General features: G+C 71.2%; 22 protein-coding genes. 14 read left to right on the plus strand and 8 right to left on the minus strand.

The window, feature by feature from the left end:
• Positions 1-88 precede the first annotated feature (88 nt).
• Positions 89-382, plus strand: coding sequence for a hypothetical protein (locus ACWCP8_RS16705; RefSeq protein ID WP_451116552.1), 294 nt, complete (start codon positions 89-91; stop codon positions 380-382).
• 24 nt (positions 383-406) lie between these two features.
• On the opposite strand, the gene ACWCP8_RS16710 is transcribed toward ACWCP8_RS16705, so the two are convergent.
• The 3 genes from ACWCP8_RS16710 to ACWCP8_RS16720 all read right to left on the minus strand — a co-directional run bounded on the left by ACWCP8_RS16710 (position 407) and on the right by ACWCP8_RS16720 (position 3,652).
• Positions 407-1,483, minus strand: a complete 1,077-nt coding sequence (locus tag ACWCP8_RS16710; protein WP_451116554.1) for a prenyltransferase — start codon at positions 1,481-1,483, stop codon at positions 407-409.
• Positions 1,480-2,253, minus strand: a complete 774-nt coding sequence (locus ACWCP8_RS16715) for a class I SAM-dependent methyltransferase (RefSeq protein WP_030970479.1) — start codon at positions 2,251-2,253, stop codon at positions 1,480-1,482. The genes ACWCP8_RS16710 and ACWCP8_RS16715 overlap by 4 nt, the downstream gene beginning before the upstream one ends.
• 64 nt (positions 2,254-2,317) lie before the next feature.
• Entirely contained in the window at positions 2,318-3,652 is a 1,335-nt protein-coding gene (locus ACWCP8_RS16720) for a glycosyltransferase family 4 protein (RefSeq protein ID WP_451116556.1), read from the minus strand.
• 226 nt (positions 3,653-3,878) lie between these two features.
• On the opposite strand from ACWCP8_RS16720, the gene ACWCP8_RS16725 reads away from it, so the two are divergent.
• From ACWCP8_RS16725 to ACWCP8_RS16755, 7 genes are all read left to right on the plus strand, one after another.
• Positions 3,879-4,490, plus strand: a complete 612-nt coding sequence (locus ACWCP8_RS16725) for a TetR family transcriptional regulator (protein ID WP_267005406.1) — start codon at positions 3,879-3,881, stop codon at positions 4,488-4,490.
• Positions 4,491-4,773: 283 nt separating this feature from the next.
• Positions 4,774-6,021, plus strand: coding sequence for a substrate-binding domain-containing protein (locus ACWCP8_RS16730; protein ID WP_451116558.1), 1,248 nt, complete (start codon positions 4,774-4,776; stop codon positions 6,019-6,021).
• Between the two features lie 3 nt (positions 6,022-6,024).
• Entirely contained in the window at positions 6,025-6,816 is a 792-nt protein-coding gene (locus tag ACWCP8_RS16735; protein ID WP_451116560.1) for an ABC transporter ATP-binding protein, read from the plus strand.
• Positions 6,813-7,559: an ABC transporter ATP-binding protein gene (locus ACWCP8_RS16740; RefSeq protein ID WP_352266953.1), complete on the plus strand. Its 747-nt coding sequence runs from the start codon at positions 6,813-6,815 to the stop codon at positions 7,557-7,559. Before ACWCP8_RS16735 ends, ACWCP8_RS16740 begins: the two co-directional genes overlap by 4 nt.
• Positions 7,559-8,446 carry a branched-chain amino acid ABC transporter permease gene (locus tag ACWCP8_RS16745; RefSeq protein WP_326630718.1) on the plus strand — a complete coding sequence of 296 codons (888 nt, stop codon included), beginning with the start codon at positions 7,559-7,561 and terminating at the stop codon, positions 8,444-8,446. Before ACWCP8_RS16740 ends, ACWCP8_RS16745 begins: the two co-directional genes overlap by 1 nt.
• A complete protein-coding gene (locus ACWCP8_RS16750; RefSeq protein WP_352266954.1) occupies positions 8,443-9,600 on the plus strand; it encodes a branched-chain amino acid ABC transporter permease in 1,158 nt (385 codons plus the stop codon). The genes ACWCP8_RS16745 and ACWCP8_RS16750 overlap by 4 nt, the downstream gene beginning before the upstream one ends.
• Positions 9,597-10,547, plus strand: coding sequence for an alpha/beta fold hydrolase (locus ACWCP8_RS16755; protein WP_451116563.1), 951 nt, complete (start codon positions 9,597-9,599; stop codon positions 10,545-10,547). Before ACWCP8_RS16750 ends, ACWCP8_RS16755 begins: the two co-directional genes overlap by 4 nt.
• Before the next feature lie 30 nt (positions 10,548-10,577).
• Here ACWCP8_RS16755 and ACWCP8_RS16760 read toward each other — a convergent pair whose 3' ends face one another.
• From ACWCP8_RS16760 to ACWCP8_RS16770, 3 genes are all read right to left on the minus strand, one after another.
• Positions 10,578-12,557, minus strand: a complete 1,980-nt coding sequence (locus ACWCP8_RS16760) for a helix-turn-helix domain-containing protein (RefSeq protein WP_451116565.1) — start codon at positions 12,555-12,557, stop codon at positions 10,578-10,580.
• Between the two features lie 45 nt (positions 12,558-12,602).
• Positions 12,603-13,436 carry a 3-hydroxybutyrate dehydrogenase gene (locus ACWCP8_RS16765; protein ID WP_030926035.1) on the minus strand — a complete coding sequence of 278 codons (834 nt, stop codon included), beginning with the start codon at positions 13,434-13,436 and terminating at the stop codon, positions 12,603-12,605.
• Between the two features lie 96 nt (positions 13,437-13,532).
• On the minus strand, positions 13,533-14,519 hold the full coding sequence (locus ACWCP8_RS16770) for an aldo/keto reductase (protein ID WP_451116567.1): 987 nt from the start codon (positions 14,517-14,519) through the stop codon (positions 13,533-13,535).
• A gap of 243 nt (positions 14,520-14,762) precedes the next feature.
• Here ACWCP8_RS16770 and ACWCP8_RS16775 point away from each other — a divergent pair, with 243 nt between their 5' ends.
• Complete coding sequence (locus ACWCP8_RS16775) at positions 14,763-16,238, plus strand: extracellular catalytic domain type 1 short-chain-length polyhydroxyalkanoate depolymerase (protein WP_352266958.1); 1,476 nt, start codon at positions 14,763-14,765, stop codon at positions 16,236-16,238.
• Between the two features lie 82 nt (positions 16,239-16,320).
• Here the strand turns inward: ACWCP8_RS16775 and ACWCP8_RS16780 are convergent, their stop codons facing one another.
• Positions 16,321-16,554: a ferredoxin gene (locus tag ACWCP8_RS16780; protein ID WP_313937082.1), complete on the minus strand. Its 234-nt coding sequence runs from the start codon at positions 16,552-16,554 to the stop codon at positions 16,321-16,323.
• Positions 16,554-18,035 carry an aldehyde dehydrogenase gene (locus tag ACWCP8_RS16785; RefSeq protein WP_352266960.1) on the minus strand — a complete coding sequence of 494 codons (1,482 nt, stop codon included), beginning with the start codon at positions 18,033-18,035 and terminating at the stop codon, positions 16,554-16,556. Before ACWCP8_RS16785 ends, ACWCP8_RS16780 begins: the two co-directional genes overlap by 1 nt.
• Before the next feature lie 219 nt (positions 18,036-18,254).
• Here ACWCP8_RS16785 and ACWCP8_RS16790 point away from each other — a divergent pair, with 219 nt between their 5' ends.
• From ACWCP8_RS16790 to ACWCP8_RS16810, 5 genes are all read left to right on the plus strand, one after another.
• Positions 18,255-19,292: an MBL fold metallo-hydrolase gene (locus ACWCP8_RS16790; RefSeq protein WP_356002917.1), complete on the plus strand. Its 1,038-nt coding sequence runs from the start codon at positions 18,255-18,257 to the stop codon at positions 19,290-19,292.
• Between the two features lie 224 nt (positions 19,293-19,516).
• Entirely contained in the window at positions 19,517-20,536 is a 1,020-nt protein-coding gene (locus ACWCP8_RS16795) for a LacI family DNA-binding transcriptional regulator (protein ID WP_352266962.1), read from the plus strand.
• Positions 20,537-20,614: 78 nt separating this feature from the next.
• Entirely contained in the window at positions 20,615-21,901 is a 1,287-nt protein-coding gene (locus ACWCP8_RS16800; RefSeq protein ID WP_352266963.1) for an extracellular solute-binding protein, read from the plus strand.
• A gap of 8 nt (positions 21,902-21,909) precedes the next feature.
• The gene (locus tag ACWCP8_RS16805) at positions 21,910-22,809 is read left to right on the plus strand and encodes a carbohydrate ABC transporter permease (RefSeq protein WP_267005390.1); all 900 of its coding nucleotides are present in this window, start codon (positions 21,910-21,912) and stop codon (positions 22,807-22,809) included.
• 4 nt (positions 22,810-22,813) lie between these two features.
• Positions 22,814-23,677 (plus strand): carbohydrate ABC transporter permease, encoded by an 864-nt coding sequence (locus ACWCP8_RS16810; RefSeq protein ID WP_352266964.1) that lies wholly within the window; start codon positions 22,814-22,816, stop codon positions 23,675-23,677.
• The last annotated feature ends 3 nt before the right edge of the window (positions 23,678-23,680 follow it).

Genomic DNA, 23,680 nt, shown 5'->3' on the forward strand with positions numbered 1-23,680 from the left:
CCTGCCAGGCTCACCCGGGTCAGGGTGCCGCGCCACTCAAGGGGTGCCGACCGGGTTTCGGACCGCGGAAAACGGCAACTCGATATCCATGTCTCCTGGAATGGGCACGAGAAGCAGCACCGCCGCACGTGTCATAGCCGTGGTGGCCGATGTCATGGCCTTCATCATCGGCTTGTGGATCCTGATGTACCTGCTCGACGCGAACCGGGGCAACGAGCTCGTGGCCTTCGTCAAGAACGCCGCCCACTGGCTGGCCGGCTGGTCGTACGACCTGTTCACGTTCGACGAGGCCTGGGCCCGGGTCGTCTCCGGATACGGCCTCGCCGCCGTCGTCTATCTCTTCATCGGACATGCAGTGGCAGGCCGAATCCGCCGTCCGTAACCTCCCGGCCCGGCCGTTGGAGCCCTAGGGGGCGCAGCAGTCCGGCTCCAGGCCCGTCGGCAGCCGTTCGCCGCTGAAGACTGCGATGGTCGCCTCGTCGCCCCCCAGGGCGGCCACGGCGAGCAGCAGCGATCCGGCGGTCCAGGTCGTGAGCTCCTCCGGCCAGAACGCCCGGTTGCCCTCGAAGACGTACCCCGTCCAGTACATGCCGCCCTCGGCGCGCAGATGCTGGATGGACTGGAGGATCTCCAGCGCCCGGTCGGACTCCCCCATCACCCAGAGAGTCAGGGCGAGTTCACAGCTTTCGCCGCCCGTCACCCAGGGGTTGGGCAGCACGCAGCGCACCCCGAGGCCCGGGACGACGAAGCGGTCCCAGGCTTCCTCCATCCGCTCCTTGGCGGCCGCTCCGGTGAGCGCGCCGCCGAGGACCGGGTAGTACCAGTCCATCGAGTAGCGGCTCTTGTCGAGGAAGCGTTCGGGGTGGCTGCGGATCGCGTGCGCGAGCGCGCCGGTCGCCAGCTCCCAGTCCGGCTGCGGCTCTTCGCGCTGCTCGGCGATGGCGAGTGCGCAGCGCAGTGCCTGGTGGATGGAGGAGCTGCCGGTCAGCAGGGCGTCGTCGACGGGGGTGCCGTCGGGTTCGCGCTTCCAGCCGATCTGGCCGCCGGGCTGCTGGAGCCGCAGGACGAATTCGACGGCCGCGTACACGGTCGGCCACATCCGGTCGATGAACCCGTCGTCGCCGGTGGCGAGGTAGTGGTGCCAGACGCCGACGGCCACGTACGCGCAGAAGTTGGACTCCTGGCTCCGGTCGGTCGGCCGGTGCGGGTCGCCGTCGTGGTAGGCGGCGTACCAGGAGCCGTCCTTGTTCTGGTGCCGGGCCAGCCAGTCGTACGCGCGTTCCGCGGCGGCGTGCTCGCCCGCGGCGTCGAGGGCCATGGCGGCCTCGGTGTGGTCCCACGGGTCGAGGTGGTGGCCTCGGAACCAGGGCAGCGCACCGTCCTCGCGCTGCACGGCGAGCAGCGCGGCGACAGTCTCCGTCGCCTGCTCAGCGGTGAGCACTCCGGGCAGCACGAGGTGTTCGGTCTGCTCGGGAGTTGTCACGCCTCAGCCTTCGAAAGGTCATTCGCGGCAGCGGCAGCGGCCTTGGGCAGGTGTGGCTTGGTGGCGTACGCGACGAAGCTCTTGCCGACGACCGGGTTGAGCAGTTGCTCGGCGACCCGGGTGACGGCGGGCTTCTTCATGATGTCCCAGACCAGCAGCTTGTGGTACGCACGGACCGGCAGCGCTGCGTCCTTGCCGTCGCGGCCGACTCCGAATGCGCACTTGAGCCACCAGTACGGGGAGTGCAGCGCGTGCGCGTGGTGGGTGCCGTACGGCTTGAGGCCGGCACCGCGGATCTTGCCGAGGAGTTCGTCGGCCCGGTAGATGCGGATGTGGCCGCCCTCGACCTCGTGGTACGCGTCGGAGAGCGTCCAGCAGACCTTCTCGGGGCCGTACCGCGGCACGGTGATCGCGATCCGGCCGCCCGGCTTGAGGACCCGGACCATCTCGGCGAGCACGCCCTTGTCGTCGGGGATGTGCTCCATCACCTCGGAGATGATGACGACGTCGAAGGACTCGTCGGGGAACGGCAGGTTGAGCGCGTCGCCCTCCATCGCGGTGGCGGTGGCGCCCGCGGGGGCCTCCCCGGCCTCCTTCATCGCCGCGAACCACTTCGCGACCTCGCGGATCTCCTCGCCGTTCCGGTCGAGTGCCACGACCTGGGCGCCGCGCCGGTAGCACTCGAAGGCGTGGCGTCCGGCGCCGCAGCCCAGGTCGAGCACCCGGTCGCCTGCGGCGAGCGGGAAGCGGGTGAAGTCCACGGTCAGCACAAGTGCCTGCTTTCGCGGTCGAGGGGGGTTCAGGGGGCGGGGACAGCGGGGGCGGACTGCGGGGTCACCGTCGGCCGCCGGGTTGTGTGGTGGCGGCGCGGGCGGCGATCGCCTGCCGGTAGAGCTCCGCGGTGCCGATGGCCGCCTGTTTCCAGGTGAACCGGGCCAGCACCCGGGCGCGGCCCGCGGTGCCGAGCCGGGCCCGCAGCTCCGGGTCGCCGAGCAGCCGGGCGAGCGCGGCGGCCAGGGCCCCGGCGTCGGCGGGCTGCACGGCCAGACAGGTCCCGCCGTCCGGACCCGCGACCTCGGGGATCGCCCCGCCGGTGGTCGCGACGAGCGGGGTGCCGGTGGCCATGGCCTCGGCGGCGGGCAGCGAGAACCCTTCGTACAGCGAGGGGACGCAGGCGACCTCGGCGCTGCGCACCAGGTCGACGAGTTCGGCGTCGCTGATGCCCTTGACGAACCGGACGGCGTCCTGGAGTCCGTACCGCTCGATGGCCTGCGCGACGGGTCCGTCCTCGGCCCGCTTGCCGACGACCACGAGGTGCGCCTGCGGGTTCTCGGTACGGAGTTTGGCGAGCGCCTCGACGAGGTGGACGAGGCCCTTCAGCGGGACGTCGGCGCTGGAGGTGGTGACGATCCGGCCGGGCACCTCGGCGACCGACGGGTCGGGCGACCACAGTTCGGTGTCCGCGCCGATGTGCACGACATGGATCCGGTCCTGCCGCACCCCGAGATGGTCGACGATCTCCTGCTTGGAGGAGCCGGAGACGGTGAGCACCGACGGCAGCCGGCGCGCCACCCGCTTCTGCATGCGGGTGAAGGCGTACCAGCGGCGCACGGAGGCGCGGCGGCGACGGCTGTCGGCGGCGTCCAGCTCCAGCTGCCGGTCGACGGTGATGGGGTGGTGGATGGTGGTGACGAGCGGGGCACCGAGGTCCGCCAACAGCCCGTACCCGAGGGTCTGGTTGTCGTGGATGACGTCGAACTCACCGCGACGGGCGGCGAGATGGCGGCGGGCACGGAGGCTGAAGGTGAGCGGTTCCGGGAAGCCGCCGGTCCACATGGTGGCGACCTCGGCGGCGTCGATCCAGTCCCGGTACTCGCCGCGCTTCGGGGTGCGGAACGGGTCGGGCTGGCGGTAGAGGTCCAGGCTCGGCAGCTCGGTGAGCGGGACGCCCTCGTCGAGTACGGGATAGGGCTGGGCGCCGATCACTTCGACGCTGTGACCGAGGCGGGCGAGCTCGCGGCCGAGGTGGCGTATGTACACACCCTGGCCGCCACAGAAGGGGTTGCCCTTGTAGGTGAGGAGTGCGATGCGCAACGGCCGCCCGTCGGCGATGGCGGCCGACGTGTCACTGCCCGTGCGGGGGCCCGTCTCTATGGCCTCAGCGGTCACACTCGGCCCCCTTCTCACTGCGTGTTCGCCGGAGCGTAACCGCTCACGCTAATCTAGAACAAGTTTCAGACTGGATCGTGCAATGAGCTACGAATCTACCGGCAGGTAGCGTCGGCGCAACGGCCGGATCAGGTGATTCGCGCCACGACCGGCACCCTGGCATGCTGTGCGCCGCCGGGAGCCCGCGCCTCCTCCGGTTGTGGACAGAAGCCATGGATGGGGACACATGACAGCGGAAGCCAAGCCGGCATCGCCGCCCCTGACGGAACGGCAGGAGGCCCGCCGCCGCCGCATCCTGCACGCCAGCGCCCAGCTCGCCAGCAGGGGCGGGTTCGAGGCGGTGCAGATGCGCGAGGTGGCGGAGGCCGCCGGGGTCGCCCTGGGCACGCTGTACCGGTACTTCCCGTCCAAGATCCACCTGCTGGTCGCCACCATGCAGGACCAGCTCCAGCACATGCACGGGACGCTGCGCAAACGGCCCCCGGCCGGGGACGACGCGGCGCAGCGGGTCGCCGACACCCTCATGCGGGCGTTCCGCGCGCTGCAGCGTGAACCGCATCTGGCGGACGCGATGGTGCGGGCGCTGACCTTCGCGGACCGCAGCGTGAGCCCCGAGGTGGACACCGTCTCGCGGCTCACGACGGCGATCATCCTGGACTCGATGGGACTGGAGCACCCGACGCCCGAGCAGCTGTCCGCGGTCCGGGTCATCGAGCACACCTGGCACTCGGCGCTGATCACCTGGCTGTCGGGACGGGCGTCGATCGCCCAGGTGAAGATAGACATCGAGACGGTGTGCCGGCTGATCGACGTGACGACACCCCCGGAAGCGTCCTGAGGGCCGTCCCGTAATCCCTGGCGGGCACGACGACAGGACCCGGGCCCGGCACGGTCCGGGCGATCTGTACCGACGGGCCACGGCCCGGGTCATGTCCCCGCAGATGACGGGGTGTTGACGGTTCCCTGCCTGCGGGCGGTGTCCGTTCACCCCCGGCCCCGGCCCATGTGCGGGCCGCACATGCACACCGCCTCAGGTGGGGCGTCCTGCACCATGTCGACGGCGCCACGGTGTTCATACGGTTCGGCGACATCACAGGAATCCCGCCGAGGAGCCGGTCACCATGCGTCGCAGAGCCACAGGCACCGTCCACCACCGCAGATCCCTCTCCGCCGTCGTCACCCTGGCCGCCGCAGGACTCCTGCTGGTCGGCTGCACCGCCGCCGGGAAGGCGGGTGAGGCGGACTCCGCGTCCGGCAAGGGCGCGAAGGGCCAGACCGTCAAGGTCGGGCTGGTCTACTCCCGGACCGGGCTGCTCGCGGCCTACGGGAAGCAGTACCGCGACGGGTTCATGGCAGGCCTGGACTACGCGACGAACGGCACCGGCAAGGTCGCCGGGCACCGCATCGAGGTCACCGAGCAGGACGACGCGGGCGACCCGGGCAAGGCGGTCTCCGCCGCGAAGAACCTGATCGGCAAGGGCTACCAGGTGCTCGCCGGGACCACGGACTCCGGGGTCGCCCTGCAGATGGCGCCGCTCGCCGCGCAGAACAAGGTCCTGTACGTCAGCGGGCCGGCCGCGACCGACGCCGTGACCGGGATCAACGACTACACGTTCCGCTCCGGCCGGCAGTCCTACCAGGACATCCTCACCGCCGGGACGATGCTGGGCGAGGCCGAGGGCAAGAAGGTCACCGTGCTGGCCCAGGACTCCACCTTCGGCCAGGCCAACGTCGCTGCGGTGAAGGCCGTTCTCGGTGGCAAGGGCGCGACGGTGGGCTCCGTGCTGGCCCCGCCGAGCGCCACGGACCTGACCCCGTTCGCCCGGCAGGTGAAGGCCGCCGGTCCGGATCTGGTCTTCGTGGCCTGGGCGGGTTCCACCGCCCCCGCGCTGTGGACCGCGCTGGACCAGCAGGGTGTGCTGGGCGCGTCCAAGGTCGTCACCGGGCTGGCCGGCACGGCCTCGTACCCGATCTTCGGCGCCGCCGGTTCCAAGGTCTCGTTCCTGGCGCACTACTTCCCCGGTGCGGGCGGCGGCAACGCCGTGGAGAAGTCGATGCTCGACGCGGTGACCAAGGCGGGCGGCACCCCCGACCTGTTCACCCCCGACGGCTTCACCGCCGCACAGATGATCGTGCACGCGGTGGAGGAGGGCAGCGCCACCGATCCCGCCGCCATGGCGAAGGCCCTGGAGGGCTGGACCTTCGACGGGGTGAAGGGCAAGGAGCAGGTGCGGGCCGAGGATCACGCCCTGATTCAGCCGATGTTCGTGGCGAAACTGATCGGGAAGGGCGCCACCGCCGAGCCGAAGCTGGTGACCACCGAGCCGATGGACAAGGTGGCGCCGCCCGCGAAGCCCTCGGCGGGCTGACCGATGGCCGCACCGGGCATCACGACGGAACACGGGAGCGGGGCACGGACCACCGCCCCCGTGCTCCGGCTGGCCGGCCTCGGCTGGGGCGTCGGCGGGGCGACCATCGTCGAGGACATCACGCTGGACGTCCGCGAGGGCGAGTTCCTCGCCTTCATCGGCCCCAACGGGGCGGGCAAGACCTCACTGTTCAACCTGATCAGCGGGTTGACCACGGCCACATCGGGCACCATCGCGCTGGACGGCACGGACATGACCGGCCGGCCCGCGCACGCCCGGGCCCGGCGCGGGATCGGCCGGACGTTCCAGACGTCCAGCCTCTGGCCGGGGATGAGCGTGGCCGACCATGTCCGGCTGGCCGCGCAGGCCGCCCGGGGCGGTTCGTACCGCGTGTGGCGGCGCGCTTCCCCGTACACCGACGACGTACACGGCGTACTGGAGCGCACCGGGCTCGGCCACCGCACCCGGGCCCTGGCGTCCGAGCTGTCGCACGGCGAGAAACGGAAGCTGGAGCTGGCGGTGCTGCTGGTGGGAGAGCCGCGGCTGATGCTGCTCGACGAGCCGATGGCCGGGGTGAGCGCGGAGGAGGTCCCTGCGCTCACCGAACTGATCCGCACCCTGCACCGGGACGAGGGTCGCACCGTCCTCATGGTCGAGCACCACATGGACGTCCTGCTGGGGCTGGCCGACCGGCTCGCCGTGATGCACCACGGCCGGCTGCTGGCGCTGGACACCCCCGAGGCCGTGACCGCCGACCCGACCGTGCAGCAGGCATACCTCGGGGAGGGGCTGTGACGACCGGAACGCTTCTCACCGTGCGGGACCTGCGGGTCCTCATCGGCGGCCGGCACATCCTGCACGGGGTGGACCTGGATGTCGCCCGGCACGGGGTGACCGCGCTCCTCGGCCGGAACGGAGCCGGAAAGACCACGACCGTCCGCGGCATCCTCGGCCTCGTTCCGCGCACCGGCAGCGTCCGGCTCGACGGCGAGGAGACCGTGGCGCTGCCCACCCACACGCTGGTCCGGCGGGGCATCGGCTACGCCCCCGAGGACCGCGGCGTCTTCGCCGGCCTGACCGTGGCGGAGAACCTGCGGCTGGCCGAGCGGCGCGGGGCGGGCGAGCCTGCGTACCCGCTCGTCCATGAACTCTTCCCCGAACTGAAGCTCCGGGAGAGGCAGTTGGCCGGGACACTCTCCGGCGGTCAGCAGCAGATGGTCGCCATCGGTCGCACCCTGCTCAACGGCAACCGGCTGATCATCGCCGACGAACCCACCAAGGGACTGGCGCCCAAGGTGGTCACCGAGGTCGCCGAGGTGCTGGAGCGGGCCGCCGAGGCGGTGCCGGTGCTGCTCGTGGAGCAGAACCTCGCGGTCGTACGGCGCCTGGCCGCACACTGCACCGTGCTCGCCGACGGCCGAACCGCCCACCATGGTCCGGCCGGTGAGCTGCTGGGCGACGCGGAGGCGGCACGCCGGCTGCTGGGCGTGGGGCGCGGCCCGGCCACCGAAGCACCTTCCGTGGAGGCGGATTCCTGATGTCCACCGTCGTTCTTCTCACCATGACCGGACTCGGTCTGGGAGCGCTCTACTTCCTGATCGCCTCCGGGCTCTCACTGATCTTCGGCCTGATGGACGTGCTCAACTTCGCGCACGGCGCGCTGCTCTCCATCGGCGCGTACGGCACCTGGTGGGCGGCGTCCGGGAACCTGCCGGGCGCGGGCCCCGGCGGCGCGGGCTTCGTCCTCGCGGTCCTCTTCGGTACGGCGGTGGGCACCGTCGCCGCCGTGGTGCTGGAGCTCGCCGTCGTCCGCCCGCTGTACACCCGGCCGCGCGAGCAGGTGCTCGCCACGGTCGGGGTGGGGCTCGCCGTCCCGGCGCTGCTGTCGGGCATCTGGGGCTCGGACGCCCTCCGCTTCCCCGGGCCCGAGGCACTGTCCGGCACGTTCTCCCTGCTGGGCGCGGAAGTTCCGGTCAACCGTCTGGTGCTGGTCGCGGCCGCGGCCGTGGTGCTGGTCGCGCTGCGGCTCTTCCTCGGGCGGACCCGGCACGGACTGGTCGTACGGGCGGGGGTCGAGGACCGGGCGATGGTGACCGCGCTCGGCATCGACGTACGGAAGGCGTTCACCCTCGTCTTCGCGATCGGTGGCTCGGCCGCCGCGCTCGGCGGGGCGCTCGGCGGGCTGTACTTCGGCTCGGTCGACCCCCGGCAGGGCACCTCGCTGCTGATCTTCGCGTTCGTCGTGGTGGTCACCGGCGGCATGGGTTCGGTGACCGGCGCCGCCGCGGCGTCCGTCGTGATCGGCCTGGTCCAGCAGTTCGCCAACTACTACACCGCAGCGGGCCTCGGCGACCTGGCCGTCGTCGTCCTGCTCGCCGCGCTGCTGCTCGTACGGCCGCGCGGACTGACCGGGAGGCTCGCGTGAGCACCGTGACCGGGACACCCGACCGCACGAGCGGAACACCGGCGGCGCCGTCCGGCGCACCGGCCGGCGCCGACACGGCCCGGCTGCTGCGCTGGTGGCCGGCCGCCGTGCTGGTGGTGCTGATCGTCGCGCCGTACAGCGCACTGCCGCTGCCGGGCCTGCTCGACGGCCCCGTCGGAAGTGCGGGAAGCCTGCAACTCCTCGCCACCTGCCTGCTGTTCGGCGCCCTGGCCACCGGTTACGACCTGCTGCTCGGCCGTACCGGGCTGCTCTCCTTCGGCCATGCGCTGTACTTCGCCGCGGGCAGCTACGCCACCAACACGATCATGCTGGAGGCCGGTCTGCCGTTCGCCGTCTCGGCCCTGGTCGGCGTCTGCTTCGGGATCGCGCTCGCTCTGGTGCTGGGGTCGGTGAGCCTGCGGGTCACCGGTATCGGCTTCTCCATGGTGACGCTGGCCTTCGCCCAGGCGGGCTCGATCCTGGTCTCCCGCAACCCCGGCGGCTTCACCGGCGGCGAGGAGGGCCGGGCCGCCCCCGCCGAGCTGCTGCCGTCCGGGCTCGTGGGCATCGAGCACACGGCCAACCTGTACTGGGTCGCGCTCGGCTATCTGGTGCTCACCCTGGCCGTCGTCCACTGGGCGGTCTGTTCCCCGACCGGGCGGGTCTGGGAGGGCATCAAGGAGAACGAGCGCCGGGTGGAGGTGCTGGGGCTGAGGCCGTACGGGTTCAAGCTGACGGCCTTCGTCCTGGCCGGTGCGCTGGCAGCGCTCGGCGGACTCGTCCATCTGCTGCTCACCGGCGGCTCCACACCCCAGACGACGACGTCGGACTTCACACTGTCGCTGCTGGTGATGGTGGTGCTGGGCGGTTCGGGTACCCGCTGGGGGCCGATGGTCGGCGGCATCCTGTACACCTGGGCCGATCACCGGCTCGGCGATCTCGCCGGCTCGGGTGCGGTCGCCGACCTGCCCGCGGTGCTGCGGGTACCCCTCTCCCAGCCGCTGTTCCTGCTCGGTGTGCTCTTCGTGGCCGTGGTACATCTGCTGCCGGGCGGGCTGGCACGGCTGCCGTCCCGGCTGGGCTCCGCACTCCGTGCACCCAGAGGCGCAACCAGAGCGGGCGCAGCCGCCCGGAAGGAGTACCGGCACTCATGACCCCGTACGAAGAGATAGGTGTCCCGGTCGCCGGGGGCGAGCTGACGGCGCTGCGCTGGCCGGCCGGGGAGCCCGGTGCGCCGGTGGTCGTGGCCCTGCACGGCATCACGGCCAACGCGCTCTCCTGGGGCACGGTGGCCGGCCTGCTGGCCGGACGCGTCACGCTGATCGCCCCGGATCTGCGCGGCCGGGCGGCGAGCGCCGGGCTGCCCGGCCCGTACGGGATCGCGGCACACGCCGATGACGTCGCCGCGCTGACCGAGGCGCTCGGCCTGGATCGGGTGGCGCTGGCCGGTCACTCGATGGGCGCGTTCGTGGCGGCCCTGGCCGCCGTACGGCATCCGGACCGGTTCGGTCCGCTGCTGCTCGTCGACGGCGGGGTCGGCTTCCCGGCCCCCACCCATCTGTCCCCGGACGAACTCATGACAGCGGTGATCGGCCCGGCCATGGACCGGCTGTCGATGACGTTCGCCGACCGCGCCGCCTACCGGGCGTTCTGGCAGGCGCACCCCGCGTTCGCCGGGGACGCCTGGTCGCCGGAGGTCGATGCGTACATCCAGCGCGATCTGACGGGCGAGGAGCCGGCGATGCACTCCACCTGCCGGATCGAGGCGGTGCGCACGGACGGGATCGGCCTCTTCGACGACGAAGTGCTTTCGGCCGTACGGAAGTTGCCGGTACCGGCGACGCTGCTGTGGGCGGCGCGCGGCCTGATGGACGAGGAGCAGGGGCTGTACGACGAGAAGCGACTGGCGGCGGCCGGCCTCGGGGACACGCGAGTGGAGCCGGTGGCGGTACCGGACGTCAACCACTACACGGTGCTCACGGGTGGCGCGGGCGCGCAGGAGATCGCCACACGCCTGGTGGCACTGGCGAACACGCCCGGCCGTCCGGCGCTCGAGGACACCCTTCAGGCCCGGGCACAACCCAGCCCGTCCGGCGCTTGAGGGCAGAACGGCAGTAACCGGCCGCCCGGTTCACAACCGCTCCTGGCCCCCGGCCAACAGGTTCAACCGCAGCGCCAGCTGAAGCTCCAGCGCCCGGTCCGGCTCGTTCCAGTCCCGCCCCAGCAGCACCTGGATCCGCTCCAACCGCTGCACCACCGTATTGACGTGGACGTGAAGCTCGTCCTTGGCACGAATGAGACTGCCACCGGCACCGAAGTACGCGCTCAGCGTGCGCACGAGATGGGTGCCACGCTGGGTGTCGTACCGCAGCAGCGGCCCCAGCGTCGCGTTGACGAAACCTTCGACATCCTGCGCGTTGCCCAGCACCACGCCGAGGAAGCCGAGTTCGTCGACGCAAGCCCCCTCACCCGTACGCCCCAGCACCCGCATCGCGCGCAGGCAGCGGGCGGCCTCCCGGTGGGCGGCGGCCAGCTCGCGCGGGCCGCGGGCCGGCCCGGTGGCGGCGACGGTGACGGGGGCCTGGACGAGCTGGCCGAGCTGGGCCGCCGCCGCCCGCGCCGCGGCACCGCCGCCCGTATCCTCGTCGTCACATGCGACCAACAGCACCACTGTGCCCGCGTGTTCGGCGCTCACCCCGTGGATGTCCCCGCCGAACAGGTAGCGCAGAGCAGCGGCACACAGCTTCTCCCGGGCGCCGGCCTCGGCCACCAGCAGCAGATGCGGGCGGTCCAGGTCGATGCCGAGGCGGCGGCCGCGCTCGGCGAGACCGACCGGGTCGCGTTCCGCGTCGGTCAGCAGGTCGGTGATCAGCTCGCCGCGTATCCGGTTCTCGGTCTCGGCGACCGTGCGCCGCAGCAGGAGAAGGAGGCCGGTGACCACGGCAGCGCGTTCGAAGAGCCGCCGGTCGGAGTCGTCGAGCCGTCGGCGCTGGTGCAGAACCAGTTGGGCCAGGAGTTCCTGCCCGGCGAGTACGGCGCAGATCCACCGGCCGTCGCGGTGCACGGCGCGCGCTCCGGTGCGGGACTCCTCGGCGGTCTCGGCCAGCCATCCGGCGTCCATGCTGTCGGCGGCGAGGTCCGCACCGTCGGGCCGGACGGCCGCCAGCGGGCGCCCGCCCGGGTCGTGAATGGTGAGCGGGGAGTCCAGCAGCCCCGCGACGGCCGTCGCGACGTCCTTGACGTCACCGCCGCGCAGCACCAGGTCGGTCAGCCGGTCGTGCGCCTCCTCGGCCCGCTGCATGGCGGCCGAGTGCTCCCGTACCGCAGCGTTGGCCTCGGCCAGCTCGGCGTTGGCGCCGGCGAGTTCGTCGAGGGCCGAGCGGGTGTCGGCGAGGGCGCGGGCGGTGTCGATCGCGATTGCGGCGTGGGCGGCGAGCGAGCAGAGCAGAGCGACCTCGTCGGGGCTGAAGACGCGCGGCGCACGATCGGCGGCGAAGAGGACTCCGATGACTTTCCCCGTACCGCCGCGGCTGGAGCCGAGGAGCAGAGGCACGCCCAGAATGGCGACGAGCCCCTCGTCCAGGACCCCTGCGTTGATGTTGCGGGTGTGACGGAAGCGGTTGTCGGTGCGGTAGTCGGGCGTCGCGTACGGGCTTGCGGTCTGGGCGACCAGACCACCGAGCCCCTCGCCGAGCTCCAGCCGCAGCCGCTGGAAGAGGACCGACACCGAACCGTCGGTCACCCGCATGTAGGTGTCCCCTGCCTCCTCGTCGGGGAGGGTGAGATACGCCGTGTCCGTGCCGAGCAGCATCCTGGCCCGCCGGACGATCGCCTTGAGTACGTCGTCCAGATCGCGGGAGGCCGCCAGATCGCCCGCGGTGTCGAAGAGCGCGGTGAGCTGGAGCTCGCGGCGCCGGTGCTGGCGCAGGGCGCCCCTGATCCGCAGTGCGGTGGCGGTGGCCCGCTCCACCTCGGCGAGGTCGCCCGCGGGCACACCGGCGGCCCGCGCCTCGGAGGAGACGGCGCCCAGCGCCTCGGCGGGAGCGTCCTCGGTCAGCAGGTCGAGGAGGCGACGCAGGTGGGGCGCGGCGGAGGGGGGCGGTGCAGACATGGGCGGCCATCGTTCGTCGGGGATTCGATGTGTACCTGGAGAGTGTCAGTGAGCGGTCCAGCCACCGTCCATCGCGAGCGAGGTGCCGGTGATGTGCCCGGTGTGCGGTCCGCACAGCCACAGCACCGCCTCGGCGACCTCCCGGGGTTCGATGAGGCGCTTGATGGCGCTGCGTTCCAGCATCACCTTGCCCACCACTTCCTCCTCCGAGATGCCGTGCGTACGGGCCTGGTCGGCGATCTGGTTCTCGACGAGCGGGGTGCGCACGTAGCCGGGATTGACGCAGTTGCTGGTCACCCCGTGCGGTGCTGCCTCGAGAGCGACCACCTTGCTGAGTCCTTCCAGTGCGTGCTTCGCCGATACGTACGCCGATTTGTAGGGGCTGGCGCGCAGCCCGTGGACGGACGAGATGTTGACGACGCGCCCCCAGCCGCGTTCGTACATGCCGGGCAGGGTGCGGCGCAAGATGCGGAACGGTGCTTCCACCATGACGCGGTGGATCAGTGCGAACCGGTCCGGCGGAAACTCGTGCACGGGAGCGACGTGCTGCAGCCCCGCGTTGTTGACCACCAGGTCCGCGTCGTCCGGCAGTGTGTCCACCGCCTCGGGTACGGACAGGTCGACCACCCAGGCCGTTCCGCCGATCCGCTCCGCCAGGCTCTTGGCCGCGTCGGCGGCCTTGTCCACCACGTACACGTGGGCACCCGCGGCGGCGAGGGCCTCCGCGCAGGCCTGCCCGATGCCACTCGCCGCTCCGGTCACCAGGGCGGTGCGCCCGGCCAGGAACGGATCTGCGGGCGACGGCGACGGAGCGGCGGCACGGGGCGGGGGAACGGTGAGCGGCGCGGGCCCGTGGACCGGGCTCTGGGGAGTCTCCATGGTCGTCACCGTAAGGAGGTCGAAGCCCACGTCACACGGGGTCGGTGCACACACCGTCGCACGTCGCCATGGTGGCGGCGTACATGGTGCGGATGGTCAGTGGGCGGCGTCCAGCGTCGCCCGCTGCTCCGTCGTCAGCTCCAGGTCCACCGCCGCCAGGCTCTCCTCCAGCTGCGCCACCGAGGAGGCGCCGACCAGCGGGACGACCGGGACCTCGCCGCCGATCAGCCAGGCCAGGACCACCTGGTTGACGGTTGCCCCGGTCTCCTCGGCCACCGTCCGCAGTGCCGCCAGCCGCGCCCGCGTGCCCGGGTGGTCGAACTCCGGGCCGAGCGGCTTGTCCGCCCGGACGTAGGACCCGGCCAGCAGTGGCGAGTAGGCGACCGGTACGAGGGCGGGTTCGGCCCGCAGGTAGCTGAGGAGGTCCCCGGCGGCCACGCCCTCCTGGCCGTCCGGTGAGCGCAGGCTCGGCAGGTCCGTGCGCTGCCGCAGATAGCTGTGGTGGTACTGGAGGATCTCGTACCCCGGCAGTCCGGCGGCCTCGGCAAGGGCCCGGGCCCGCTCCACCTGCCACGTCCAGTGGTTGCTCACACCCAGCAGTCCGACGGTCCCTTCGGTCACCAGCTCTGCGAACGCCTCGACGGTGTCGCGCATCGGCACGCCGTGGTCCTGGACGTGCGCGTACAGCAGGTCCAGCCTCTCGACGCCGAGGTGTTCCCGGCTCCGCTCCGCGGACTCCCGGATCACCTTCGGCGAGAGTCCCTCGATGTCGCGGGTGAAGCCGGTGGCGGGGGCATTCGGCCGGGCACCGAGTTTGGTGGCGATGACGATCTCGTCGCCGACGCCACGGCTCCGGCGCCAGCGGCCGAGCAGCTGCTCGCTCTCCCCGCCCTGACTGCCGTCGGCCCAGAACGCGTAGTTGTTCGAGGTGTCGATGAAGGTCCCGCCGGCCTCGGCGTACCGGTCGAGGACGGCGAACGAGGTCGCTTCGTCGGTGAGCGTGCCCATCAGCATGGCGCCGAGGCTGAGCACACTCACCTCGCGGCGGGTCTTCGGGTCCGTGCCGATCGTGCGGTAGCGCATTCCTGTCTCCCTCCCAACAGCCCTTCGCGGATACGGGCGTTGCTGACCCGGAGTCTGCATCTTCGAGCGCACTCGATGTCAACGCCCGCTCCCACCGGTGCTCGCGGCGCAAGGGCGGCGCCGCACACAGCGGTTCCCGAGGGATGTCAGCCCGCCCCATGGGCCGGGGCGGCCCGGACTCGTAGGTTCCGGCAGCAGTCCGTATGTCCGCACGCCCGCACGTTCCGAACAGGGAGGCCCCCCGTGCGCCCATCGATCCTGCGACGCCTGCTACGGCGCGTCGCGTCCACGGCTGTCCTCGGCGTCGTCGCGGCGACGCTGAGCACCGTGGGCGCCGCCCAGCCCGCCGCTGCCGCCGGCGGCCTGCAGCAGGTCACCGGCTTCGGCACCAACCCCGGCAACCTGCAGATGTACGAGTACGCCCCCGCCGATCTGCCCGCGGGCGCACCCCTGGTGATCGCCCTGCACGGCTGTACGCAGACGGCCAACGACTACTACACCAACTCGGGCTGGCCGAAATACGCCGACCTGTGGAAGTTCGCCGTGGTCTTCCCGCAGACCACGTCCGCCAACAACTCGCTCTCCTGCTTCGGCTGGTTCGATCCGGCCGAGGACACCCGGGGCAAGGGCGAGGCCGCCTCCATCGTGCAGATGGTGGAGCATGCGAAGCAGCAGTACGGCTCCGACGGGCGGCGGGTGTACGTCACCGGCCTGTCGGCGGGCGGCGGGATGACCGCGGACCTGCTGGCCGCCTATCCGGACGTGTTCGCGGGCGGTTCCGTGGCGTCCGGCCTGCCCGCGCAGTGCGCCACCAGCCAGGCCGCCGCCTCCGGCTGCCAGACGGGCCCGCAGAAGCTGACCCCCGCCCAGTGGGGCGACAAGGTCCGCGCCGGCTACCCCGGCTACACCGGCCCATGGCCGCGGGTCGCCATCTGGCAGGGCACGTCCGACTACACGGTGTACCCGGCCAACGCCACCGCGCTGCGTGACCAGTGGACCGATGTGTGGGGCATCGGCCAGACCCCGTCGAGCACCGACACCCTCCCCGGCAACACCACCCGGAGCGTCTACAACGACGCCTCCGGGAAGCCCGCGGTGGAGACGTACTCCATCTCCGGCATGGGCCACGGCCTGCCCGTCTCTCCCGGCTCGGGGACCGATCGGTGCGGGTCCACGGCCGCGTACTTCCTGAACTCGATCTGCTCCTCGTACTACACCGGCGTCTTCTGGGGGCTGGACCAGGGCGCACCCGGCGGCGGCGAGAACCCGCTCCCGGCCCCCTCCGGTCTGACGGTCACCGGTGTCACGGGCACCAGCGCCTCGCTGTCCTGGAGCGCGGTGACGGGAGCCTCCTCGTACGCCGTCTACCGCAACGGCACCGAGGTCGGCCGGCCCACGTCGACGGCGTTCACCGACACGGGGCTGTCCGCCGGGACTGCGTACCGCTACACGGTCGCGGCCGTCGACGGATCGGGCGCGGTCGGTACCGTCTCGGCCGCGGTGACGGCGACCACGACCGGCGGGACGGGCGGCGGCGCCTGCTACACGGCGACCAACTACGCCCAGGTGGCGGCGGGCAGGGCGCACACCACGGGCGGCTATGTGTACGCCAACGGCTCGGAGCAGAACATGGGGCTGTACAACGTGTTCGTCACGCACACCCTGCGGGAGTCACCGGCGGGCTACTTCGTGATCGCCGACACCGGCTGCACCGCGTAGCACCCGGCCATCGGAGGTGCGGCCCGACGGTCCCGTGTCGGGCCGCACCTCGCGCTCACGTTCCCGCCGCAGGGCAGGGGCCTCAGTCCTCCGGCGGGAACACCACCTCGCCCGAGTCGAGCAGCGTCAGCGTGATCGCCTCGACGGGACACCCCTCCGCCGCCGCGAGCACCTGCTCGTTGGCGTCGGTCTCCGGGGCGTCCGGGTGGGACTGCCGGGCGGAATCCAGCCGGAAGCCGTCCGGAGCGTGGTTCACGCACATCCCGGAGCCGATGCAGACGCTCCGGTCGACCTCCACGTGCCAGCGGTCCCCCATCACGCCTCCTGCGGTCCGGGCTGCACGGGCTGGTACCCGGCGGGCAGATGGATCATCTTGTGCTCGAAGTACTCGCCATACCCCTCGGGGCCGAACTCCCGTCCCAGACCGGAGTTCTTGTAGCCGCCGAACGGGCCGAGCATGTCGAGACTGAACGTGTTGACGCTGTACGTGCCGGTCCTGACCCGGCGGGCGATGTCGATGCCGCGCTCGGTGTCGGCGGTCCAGACGCTGCCGCTGAGCCCGTACTCCGAGTCGTTGGCGATCTTCACCGCCTCCGCCTCGTCGCCGTACGGCAACAGGCAGATGACCGGGCCGAAGATCTCCTCGCGGGCGATGCGCATGGAGTTGTCGACGGACCCGAAGAGGGTCGGCTCGACATACCAGCCACGTTCCTGGGAGGCCGGCCGGCCGCCGCCCGTAAGGATCTTGGCGCCTTCCTCCTGGCCGATCCGGATGTAGTCGAGGGAGCGCTGCTGCTGACGCCGTGCGACCAGCGGGCCGAGTTCGGTGGTGGGGTCGAGCGGGTCGCCGACCTTCAGCGCGCCCGCCGCGGCGGCGAACGCCTCGGCGATCTCGTCGTAGCGGGAGTGCGGGACGAGAATGCGGGTCTGGGCGACACATGCCTGGCCGTTGATCATCCAGGCGAACGGGACGATGCCCGCGACGGCCGCGTCGAGATCGGCGTCGGGGAGGATCACGGCGGCGGACTTGCCGCCCAGTTCCAGGGTGACCCGGGTGAGGTTGCGGGAAGCGACCTCCATGACCCGGCGGCCGGCCGCGACGGAGCCGGTGAACGACACCTTGTCGATGCCCGGATGCCCGACCAGGTACTCACTGACCTCGCGGTCCGCCGGAAGGATCGACAGCACGCCCTCGGGGAGCCCGGCCTCGGCGGCGATCTCGGCCAGGATGTAGGCATCCAGGGGCGATTCGGGCGAGACCTTGAGGACGGCCGTGCAGCCTGCCAGCAGCGCGGGCGCGAGTTTGGCGGCGGCGGTGAACTGCGGGACGTTCCACGGCACGACGGCCGCGACGACGCCGACCGGCTCCCGGCGCACCAGCAGCGGCCCGAGGACGCCGTCGCGCCGTTCCTCGTACGGGAAGGTTCGGGCGACGGTGATCGCCGCGTCCCACACCATCATCGCGGCGAGCGCCTGCACCATGACACTGGAGCTGTACGGGGTTCCGTTCTCGGAGCTGATGACGCGGGCGATCTCCTCGTACCGCACGGCGAACGCGTCCTTGATCCGCGTGATCACCTCGATCCGCTCGTCGAGGGACGCCCGCGGCCAGGACCCTTCGTCGAAGGCCCGGCGGGCGGCGGCGACAGCCCGGTCCACGTCCGCCTCACAGGCGTGCGGCACCCGGCCGATGACCTGCTCGGTGTGGGGCGATATCACCTCGATGACGTCCCGGCCGAGCGGATCGACCAACTCCCCGCCGATGAACAGTTTTCCGTGTTCGACAAGCTCGGTCATGGCTGCTGCCTCCCGCGACCCGGCACGTACCGACTCCGCACCTGACTCCACACCTGACTCCGTGTCAGAACTGATACCAGTTCCAGTTCCAGGAGTCCACGGATCCGACAGCGATCGACCTCGGACGAATAGTCGACCGGGGCTACTACTGGAACGAGTTCTCGTTACAGTGGATGCGGCGCAGCACGGCCGCATGCCGGGACGAGAGATGGGGACCTCATGACACAGGTGACCGAGCACGGCGGCGGCGTGTGGTCCATCAAGGTCCCCATCCCGGACAACCCGCTCGGCCACACCCTGGTACACGTCCTGGACACCGGCCGCGGACCGGTCCTGATCGACACCGGCTGGGACGACCCGGAGGCCTGGGACACCCTGACCGCAGGCCTCACCGCCATCGGAGTCCGCATCACCGACATCCATGGCGTGGTCATCACCCACCACCACCCCGACCACCACGGCCTCTCCGGCCAGGTCCGCGAATCATCCGGGGCCTGGATCGCGATGCACGCCGCGGACACCGCGATCGTGCGCCGCACCCGCGAGTCCGAACCGGGCACCTGGCTGGCCTACCTGGCGGCGAAACTCACCGCGGTCGGCGCCCCCGAGGACCACCTCGCCCCACTGCGCGCCGCCCGCGCCACCGGCCGGATGCGCACCCTGCCCGGCCTGCGCGCCGCCCTCCCGGACCGCGAGATCGTCCCCGGCGAGCTGCTCGACCTGGCGGGCCGCCGGCTCCGGGCGGTCTGGACGCCGGGCCACACCCCCGGCCATGTCTGCCTGCATCTGGAGGAGGACCACCCGGCGAACCTGCCCGGCCGCGGCCGGCTCTTCTCCGGTGACCATCTGCTGCCCGGGATCAGCCCGCACATCGGGCTGTACGAGGACCCGGACGATGCGACGGTCACCGACCCGCTGGGCGACTATCTCGACTCGCTGGAGCGCATCGGCCGGCTGGGGGTCGCCGAGGTGCTGCCCGCCCACCAGCACGCGTTCCCGGACGCGGCCAGGCGCGTACAGGAACTCCTCGACCACCACGAAGAACGGCTGACCGGCCTGCTCGCGCTGCTCGCCACCCCGCTCACGCCGTGGCAGCTGGCCGAGCGGATGGAGTGGAACCGGCCGTGGGAACAGATCCCGCACGGCTCACGGAACATCGCAGTCTCCGAGGCCGAGGCCCACGTCCGCCGACTGGTGAAGCTGGGGCGCGCGGAAGTGGTGACGGGGAGCACCCCCGTGACGTACATCGCAGTGTGACGGGTGCGCCCACCGGCGACCTCTTTCGGCGCCGATCGGGCCGCTCAGCGGCCCTGGCACACCGCGCGGAGCCTCTGCAGGAGACCCCTCCCGCGTGCGGTTTTGCACGTCCATAGGGTATTGACTTCATTAATTCAAACCGGTTTAGTGACGCTCACTGGATCACTTAAACCGGTTTAGAGCGGGCTCACCCGCTGCCGGTCGGATTCCCTCGAGGAGGCGTCATGGGGCAGCGGCCCACCATCGCTGATGTCGCGCGTCGTGCAGGCGTCTCCCGTAGTTCCGTGTCCTTCGCGCTCAACGACCGCCCCGGTCTGGCCAAGGAGACCAAGGCGCGCATCCTGGCCGCCGCCGAGGAGCTCGGCTGGACGCCGAGCCGTCCGGCGCGGGCGCTGTCGCTCGGCAAAGCGGGTGCCGTCGGACTGGTGGTGACCCGCGAGCCGGGACTCATCGGCGCGGACCCCTTCTTCCCGGCCTTCATCGCCGGCGTGGAGTCCGTCCTCGCCGGGCGCGGCGACGGCCTGGTCCTGCATGTCACGCCGGCCGACAAGGAACACAGCGTGTACGAGCGGCTCGCGGCCGGCCGTCGCGTCGACGGCGTCCTGCTGACCGACGTCCGCCAGGACGATCCGCGCCCGGCCCTGCTGGCCGCACTCGGTCTGCCCGCCGTCGCCGTGGGCCGCCGCGGCTGGGCGGACGGGCTGTGCGCGGTCGAGCTCGACGACCGGCCGGCATTCGTCACCGCGATCCGGCGCCTGGCCGAACTGGGCCACCGCAGGATCGCCCATGTGGAGGGCCCCCAGGAGTACCGGCACGCACAGCGGCGCCGCGCCGCCTGGGCGGACACCCTCCGCGAACTCGGTCTGCCCGAAGGTCCGTTGCGCCCCGGCGGATTCACCGCCGAGGGCGGAGCCGCGGCCACCCGCGAGCTGCTGGCGCTCGACGAGCCGCCCACCGCGATCGTCTACGGCAACGACCTGTCGGCCACCGCCGGTCTGGCCGTGGCCCAGGAGCTCGGAGTCCCGGTCCCCGACCGGCTGTCCATCGTCGGATACGACGACACCATCCTCGCCCAGTACACCCACCCGCCCCTGACCTCCGCCCGCGCGGACGCACAGGGCTGGGGAGCGGCGGCCGCCCGTGCACTCGACGCGGTGATCGCCGACGGCAGCGCCCCCGATGTGGAGCTGCCGCCCGCCGAATTCCTTCCACGAGGCTCGATCGGTCCTGCCCCGCGCGACTAGGCGCGAGCGGTCCGGTCCAAGAAGTGGCGGGGTATCCGCCCGGCAACGAAGCCGGGCACGCACAGTTCGGAGACACTCATGCTGAGGAGAACGGCGTACGCGCTGCTCGGGCTCGCATTGTCGGCCACGGTGACGGCATGCGCCCGGTCGGGGCCCGACGCGGCCACCGCTGCCGCGTCGCGCGGCCCGATCACCGTCTGGCTGTCCAACAACGCCCAAGAGGTCGAGTGGGGCAAAAAGATGGTCGCCGACTGGAACGGTCAGCACCCTGATCAGAAGATCACGGCGCGGAACATTCCGGCGGGCAAGACCTCCGAGGAGGCGATCAGCGCCTCGATCATTGCCGGGAGCACTGCCTGTCTGGTGTTCAACACACCACCGGCGTCCGTTCCGCAGTTCGAGAAGCAGGTCGGACTGGTCCCGCTGAGCGACTTCCCCGACGGCAACAAGTACATCGACGGGCGCAGCGGCTCGCTGGCCGCCCAGTACCGCTCCGCGGACGGCTCGTACTACCAGATGCCGTGGAAGAGCAATCCGGGGATGATCCTCTACAACAAGAAGATCTTCAAGAAGGCCGGCCTCGACCCGGAGCACCCCCGGCTCGCCACGTATGACGAGTTCCTGGAGAGCTCCCGGAAGATCGTCAGGAGCGGCGCCGCCAAGGCCGCGATCTGGCCCGCCCCGAGCAGCGAGTTCTTCCAGTCGTGGTTCGACTTCTACCCCGCCTTCATCGCCGAGAGCGGCGGCAAGCAGCTGGTCAAGGACGGCAAACCGCAGTTCGACACGGCAGCGGGCCGCAGGGTCGCCGACTTCTGGCGGCAGCTGTACGTGGAGAAGCTCGCCCCGCAGGAGTCCTACCCGGGCGACGCGCTCGGCGAGCAGAAGACCGCGATGTCGACGGTCGGCCCCTGGGCCGTCGCGGCCTACAAGGACAGCCTGGACTGGGGCGTCGTCCCGGTCCCGACCTCCGACGGCCGGCCCGCGAGCGAGGTCCACACCTTCAGCGACGAGAAGTCCATCGGGATGTTCAGCTCCTGCGAGAACCGTGCCACCGCCTGGGACGTGATGAAGTTCGCCACGTCCAAGGAGCAGGACGGCAAGTTCCTCGCCACCACCGGCCAGATGCCGATGCGGGAGAACCTGACCTCCGCCTATCCCGGCTTCTTCGCCGAGAACCCGTCCTACAAGGCCTTCGCCGACCAGGCAGAACGCGTCGTCGAGGTCCCCAACGTGCCCGGATCGATCGACATGTGGCAGGCGTTCCGCGACGCCTGGACGAAATCAGTGATCTTCGGCCGTCAGTCCACCGAATCCGCCCTGCACGACGCCGACGTCAGGATCGCCAAGATCCTCGCCGAGTACTGAGGCCTGCCATGACTCTCCTGCACACCAAGGCCCCCGCCCGGCGCAGCACCTCCCGGATAGGCGCGCTCTTCGTCACCCCGTACGTCCTGTTCATCCTCGCCGTGTTCGCGATCCCGCTCGGCTACACGGTGTGGATCTCCTTCCACCGCTTCTACTTCACCGCCCCCGGTGCGGACGCCGACACCCCCTGGGTGGGGCTGGACAACTACCAGGCGGTGTTCACGGATCCGGTGGTGGGGCGCGCCTTCCTCAACATCCTGATCTTCCTGGTCATCAATGTGCCGCTCACCGTGGGCCTCTCCCTGGTCCTCGCCTCGGCACTCAACGCCAAGCTGCCGTTCCGGTCCTTCTTCCGGGCCGCGTACTACGTGCCGTATGTCACCGCGAGTGTGGCCCTGGTCGCGGTCTGGCAGTTCCTGTTCGGCGGCGACGGGCTGGTCAACAACCTGCTCGGCGGGCTGGCCCCCGACCCGTCCTGGCTGGTCAACTCGGAACTCGCGATGCCGGTGATCGCCTTCTTCGTCACCTGGAAACAGCTCGGATTCTTCGTGATGCTCTATCTCGCCGCACTGCAGAACGTCGGCAAGGAGCTCTACGAGGCCGCGTCCGTCGACGGGGCGGGCCGGATCCGCCAATTCTTCTCCGTCACCGTGCCGGGTGTCCGCCCCGCGACCACCCTCGTCGTCATCTACGCGATCATCACCGGCGCCAACCTCTTCAGCGAGCCCTATCTGCTCACCGGAGGAGGCGGCCCCGACCACGCTTCCGCCTCCCCGGTGCTGATCATGTACCAGAAGGGCATCGAGCAGGGGCACCCCGACTTCGCCGCTGCGCTCGGCATCGTCCTGGTGGCCGTCGTGCTCGCCGTCTCGCTGGTCGCCCGCAAGCTCACCGAGAGGGGCAACTGACGCCATGAGCACAACCACTGCCACCGCGCCCCCGCGGCTCTGGGGCCGGCTGAGCCGGACCGTCCGGCTCGTGATCCTCCTGACCGGTGCCGTCGCCTTTCTCTTCCCCTTCTACTACATGGTGGTCGGGTCGCTTCGGGGGACCACCACCGGCGATCTCTCCTCCGCCGTCCCCGGTGACCTCACCGGCGGCAACTACGCGGCCATCAACAGCGCCATCTCGCTGGGCCGTTCGCTGCTCAACTCGGGCATCATGACCGGCGGCGTACTGCTGTGCACCCTGGTCTTCGGGCTCCTCGCCGGATACGCCCTCGCCCAGCTGCATTTCCGCGGCCGCGGCAGCCTCTTCGCCACCCTGCTGCTGGTCCAGATGATCCCGTTCCAGCTGCTGATGCTCCCGCTGTACGTCCTGGTCGTCCGCGACTACGGCCTCGGCGACAACTACCTCGGCATGATCCTGCCGTTCGCGATCAACTCGACCGCGGTCTTCCTCTTCCGCCAGTTCTTCATCCAGATGCCCGCCTCGCTCTTCGAGGCGGCCCGCATCGACGGCGCCGGCGAACTGCAGATCCTCACCCGGATCGCCATTCCGATGGCCCGGCCCGCACTGCTCAGCGGCGTCCTGCTGACCTTCATCGGCCCGTGGAACGAATTCCTCTGGCCCTTCCTCGTCACCAAGAACACCGATATGCAGCCGCTGGCAGTCTCCCTGGCCGGCTTCCTCAGCAACCTTCAGGGCACGGTCGCCAACCCGACCGGCGCGCTGATGGCCGGCGCCTGTGTGCTGGCCGCCCCCGCCGTGGTGCTGTTCCTTCTCTTCCAGCGCCACTTCACCTCGACCGACATCGACTCCGGAACAAAGGGCTGAACC

This window comes from Streptomyces sp. NPDC002206, assembly GCF_053593595.1.

What these genes read in the sequence shown, in the direction of transcription:
- ACWCP8_RS16705 (WP_451116552.1), top strand. Translation starts at nt 89, where the DNA reads ATGTCTCCTGGAATGGGCACGAGAAGCAGCACCGCCGCACGTGTCATA.
- ACWCP8_RS16725 (WP_267005406.1), top strand. Translation starts at nt 3,879, where the DNA reads ATGACAGCGGAAGCCAAGCCGGCATCGCCGCCCCTGACGGAACGGCAG.
- ACWCP8_RS16730 (WP_451116558.1), top strand. Translation starts at nt 4,774, where the DNA reads ATGCGTCGCAGAGCCACAGGCACCGTCCACCACCGCAGATCCCTCTCC.
- ACWCP8_RS16735 (WP_451116560.1), top strand. Translation starts at nt 6,025, where the DNA reads ATGGCCGCACCGGGCATCACGACGGAACACGGGAGCGGGGCACGGACC.
- ACWCP8_RS16745 (WP_326630718.1), top strand. Translation starts at nt 7,559, where the DNA reads ATGTCCACCGTCGTTCTTCTCACCATGACCGGACTCGGTCTGGGAGCG.
- ACWCP8_RS16755 (WP_451116563.1), top strand. Translation starts at nt 9,597, where the DNA reads ATGACCCCGTACGAAGAGATAGGTGTCCCGGTCGCCGGGGGCGAGCTG.
- ACWCP8_RS16760 (WP_451116565.1), bottom strand. Translation starts at nt 12,557, where the DNA reads ATGTCTGCACCGCCCCCCTCCGCCGCGCCCCACCTGCGTCGCCTCCTC.
- ACWCP8_RS16765 (WP_030926035.1), bottom strand. Translation starts at nt 13,436, where the DNA reads ATGGAGACTCCCCAGAGCCCGGTCCACGGGCCCGCGCCGCTCACCGTT.
- ACWCP8_RS16770 (WP_451116567.1), bottom strand. Translation starts at nt 14,519, where the DNA reads ATGCGCTACCGCACGATCGGCACGGACCCGAAGACCCGCCGCGAGGTG.
- ACWCP8_RS16780 (WP_313937082.1), bottom strand. Translation starts at nt 16,554, where the DNA reads ATGGGGGACCGCTGGCACGTGGAGGTCGACCGGAGCGTCTGCATCGGC.
- ACWCP8_RS16785 (WP_352266960.1), bottom strand. Translation starts at nt 18,035, where the DNA reads ATGACCGAGCTTGTCGAACACGGAAAACTGTTCATCGGCGGGGAGTTG.
- ACWCP8_RS16790 (WP_356002917.1), top strand. Translation starts at nt 18,255, where the DNA reads ATGACACAGGTGACCGAGCACGGCGGCGGCGTGTGGTCCATCAAGGTC.
- ACWCP8_RS16795 (WP_352266962.1), top strand. Translation starts at nt 19,517, where the DNA reads ATGGGGCAGCGGCCCACCATCGCTGATGTCGCGCGTCGTGCAGGCGTC.
- ACWCP8_RS16800 (WP_352266963.1), top strand. Translation starts at nt 20,615, where the DNA reads ATGCTGAGGAGAACGGCGTACGCGCTGCTCGGGCTCGCATTGTCGGCC.
- ACWCP8_RS16805 (WP_267005390.1), top strand. Translation starts at nt 21,910, where the DNA reads ATGACTCTCCTGCACACCAAGGCCCCCGCCCGGCGCAGCACCTCCCGG.
- ACWCP8_RS16810 (WP_352266964.1), top strand. Translation starts at nt 22,814, where the DNA reads ATGAGCACAACCACTGCCACCGCGCCCCCGCGGCTCTGGGGCCGGCTG.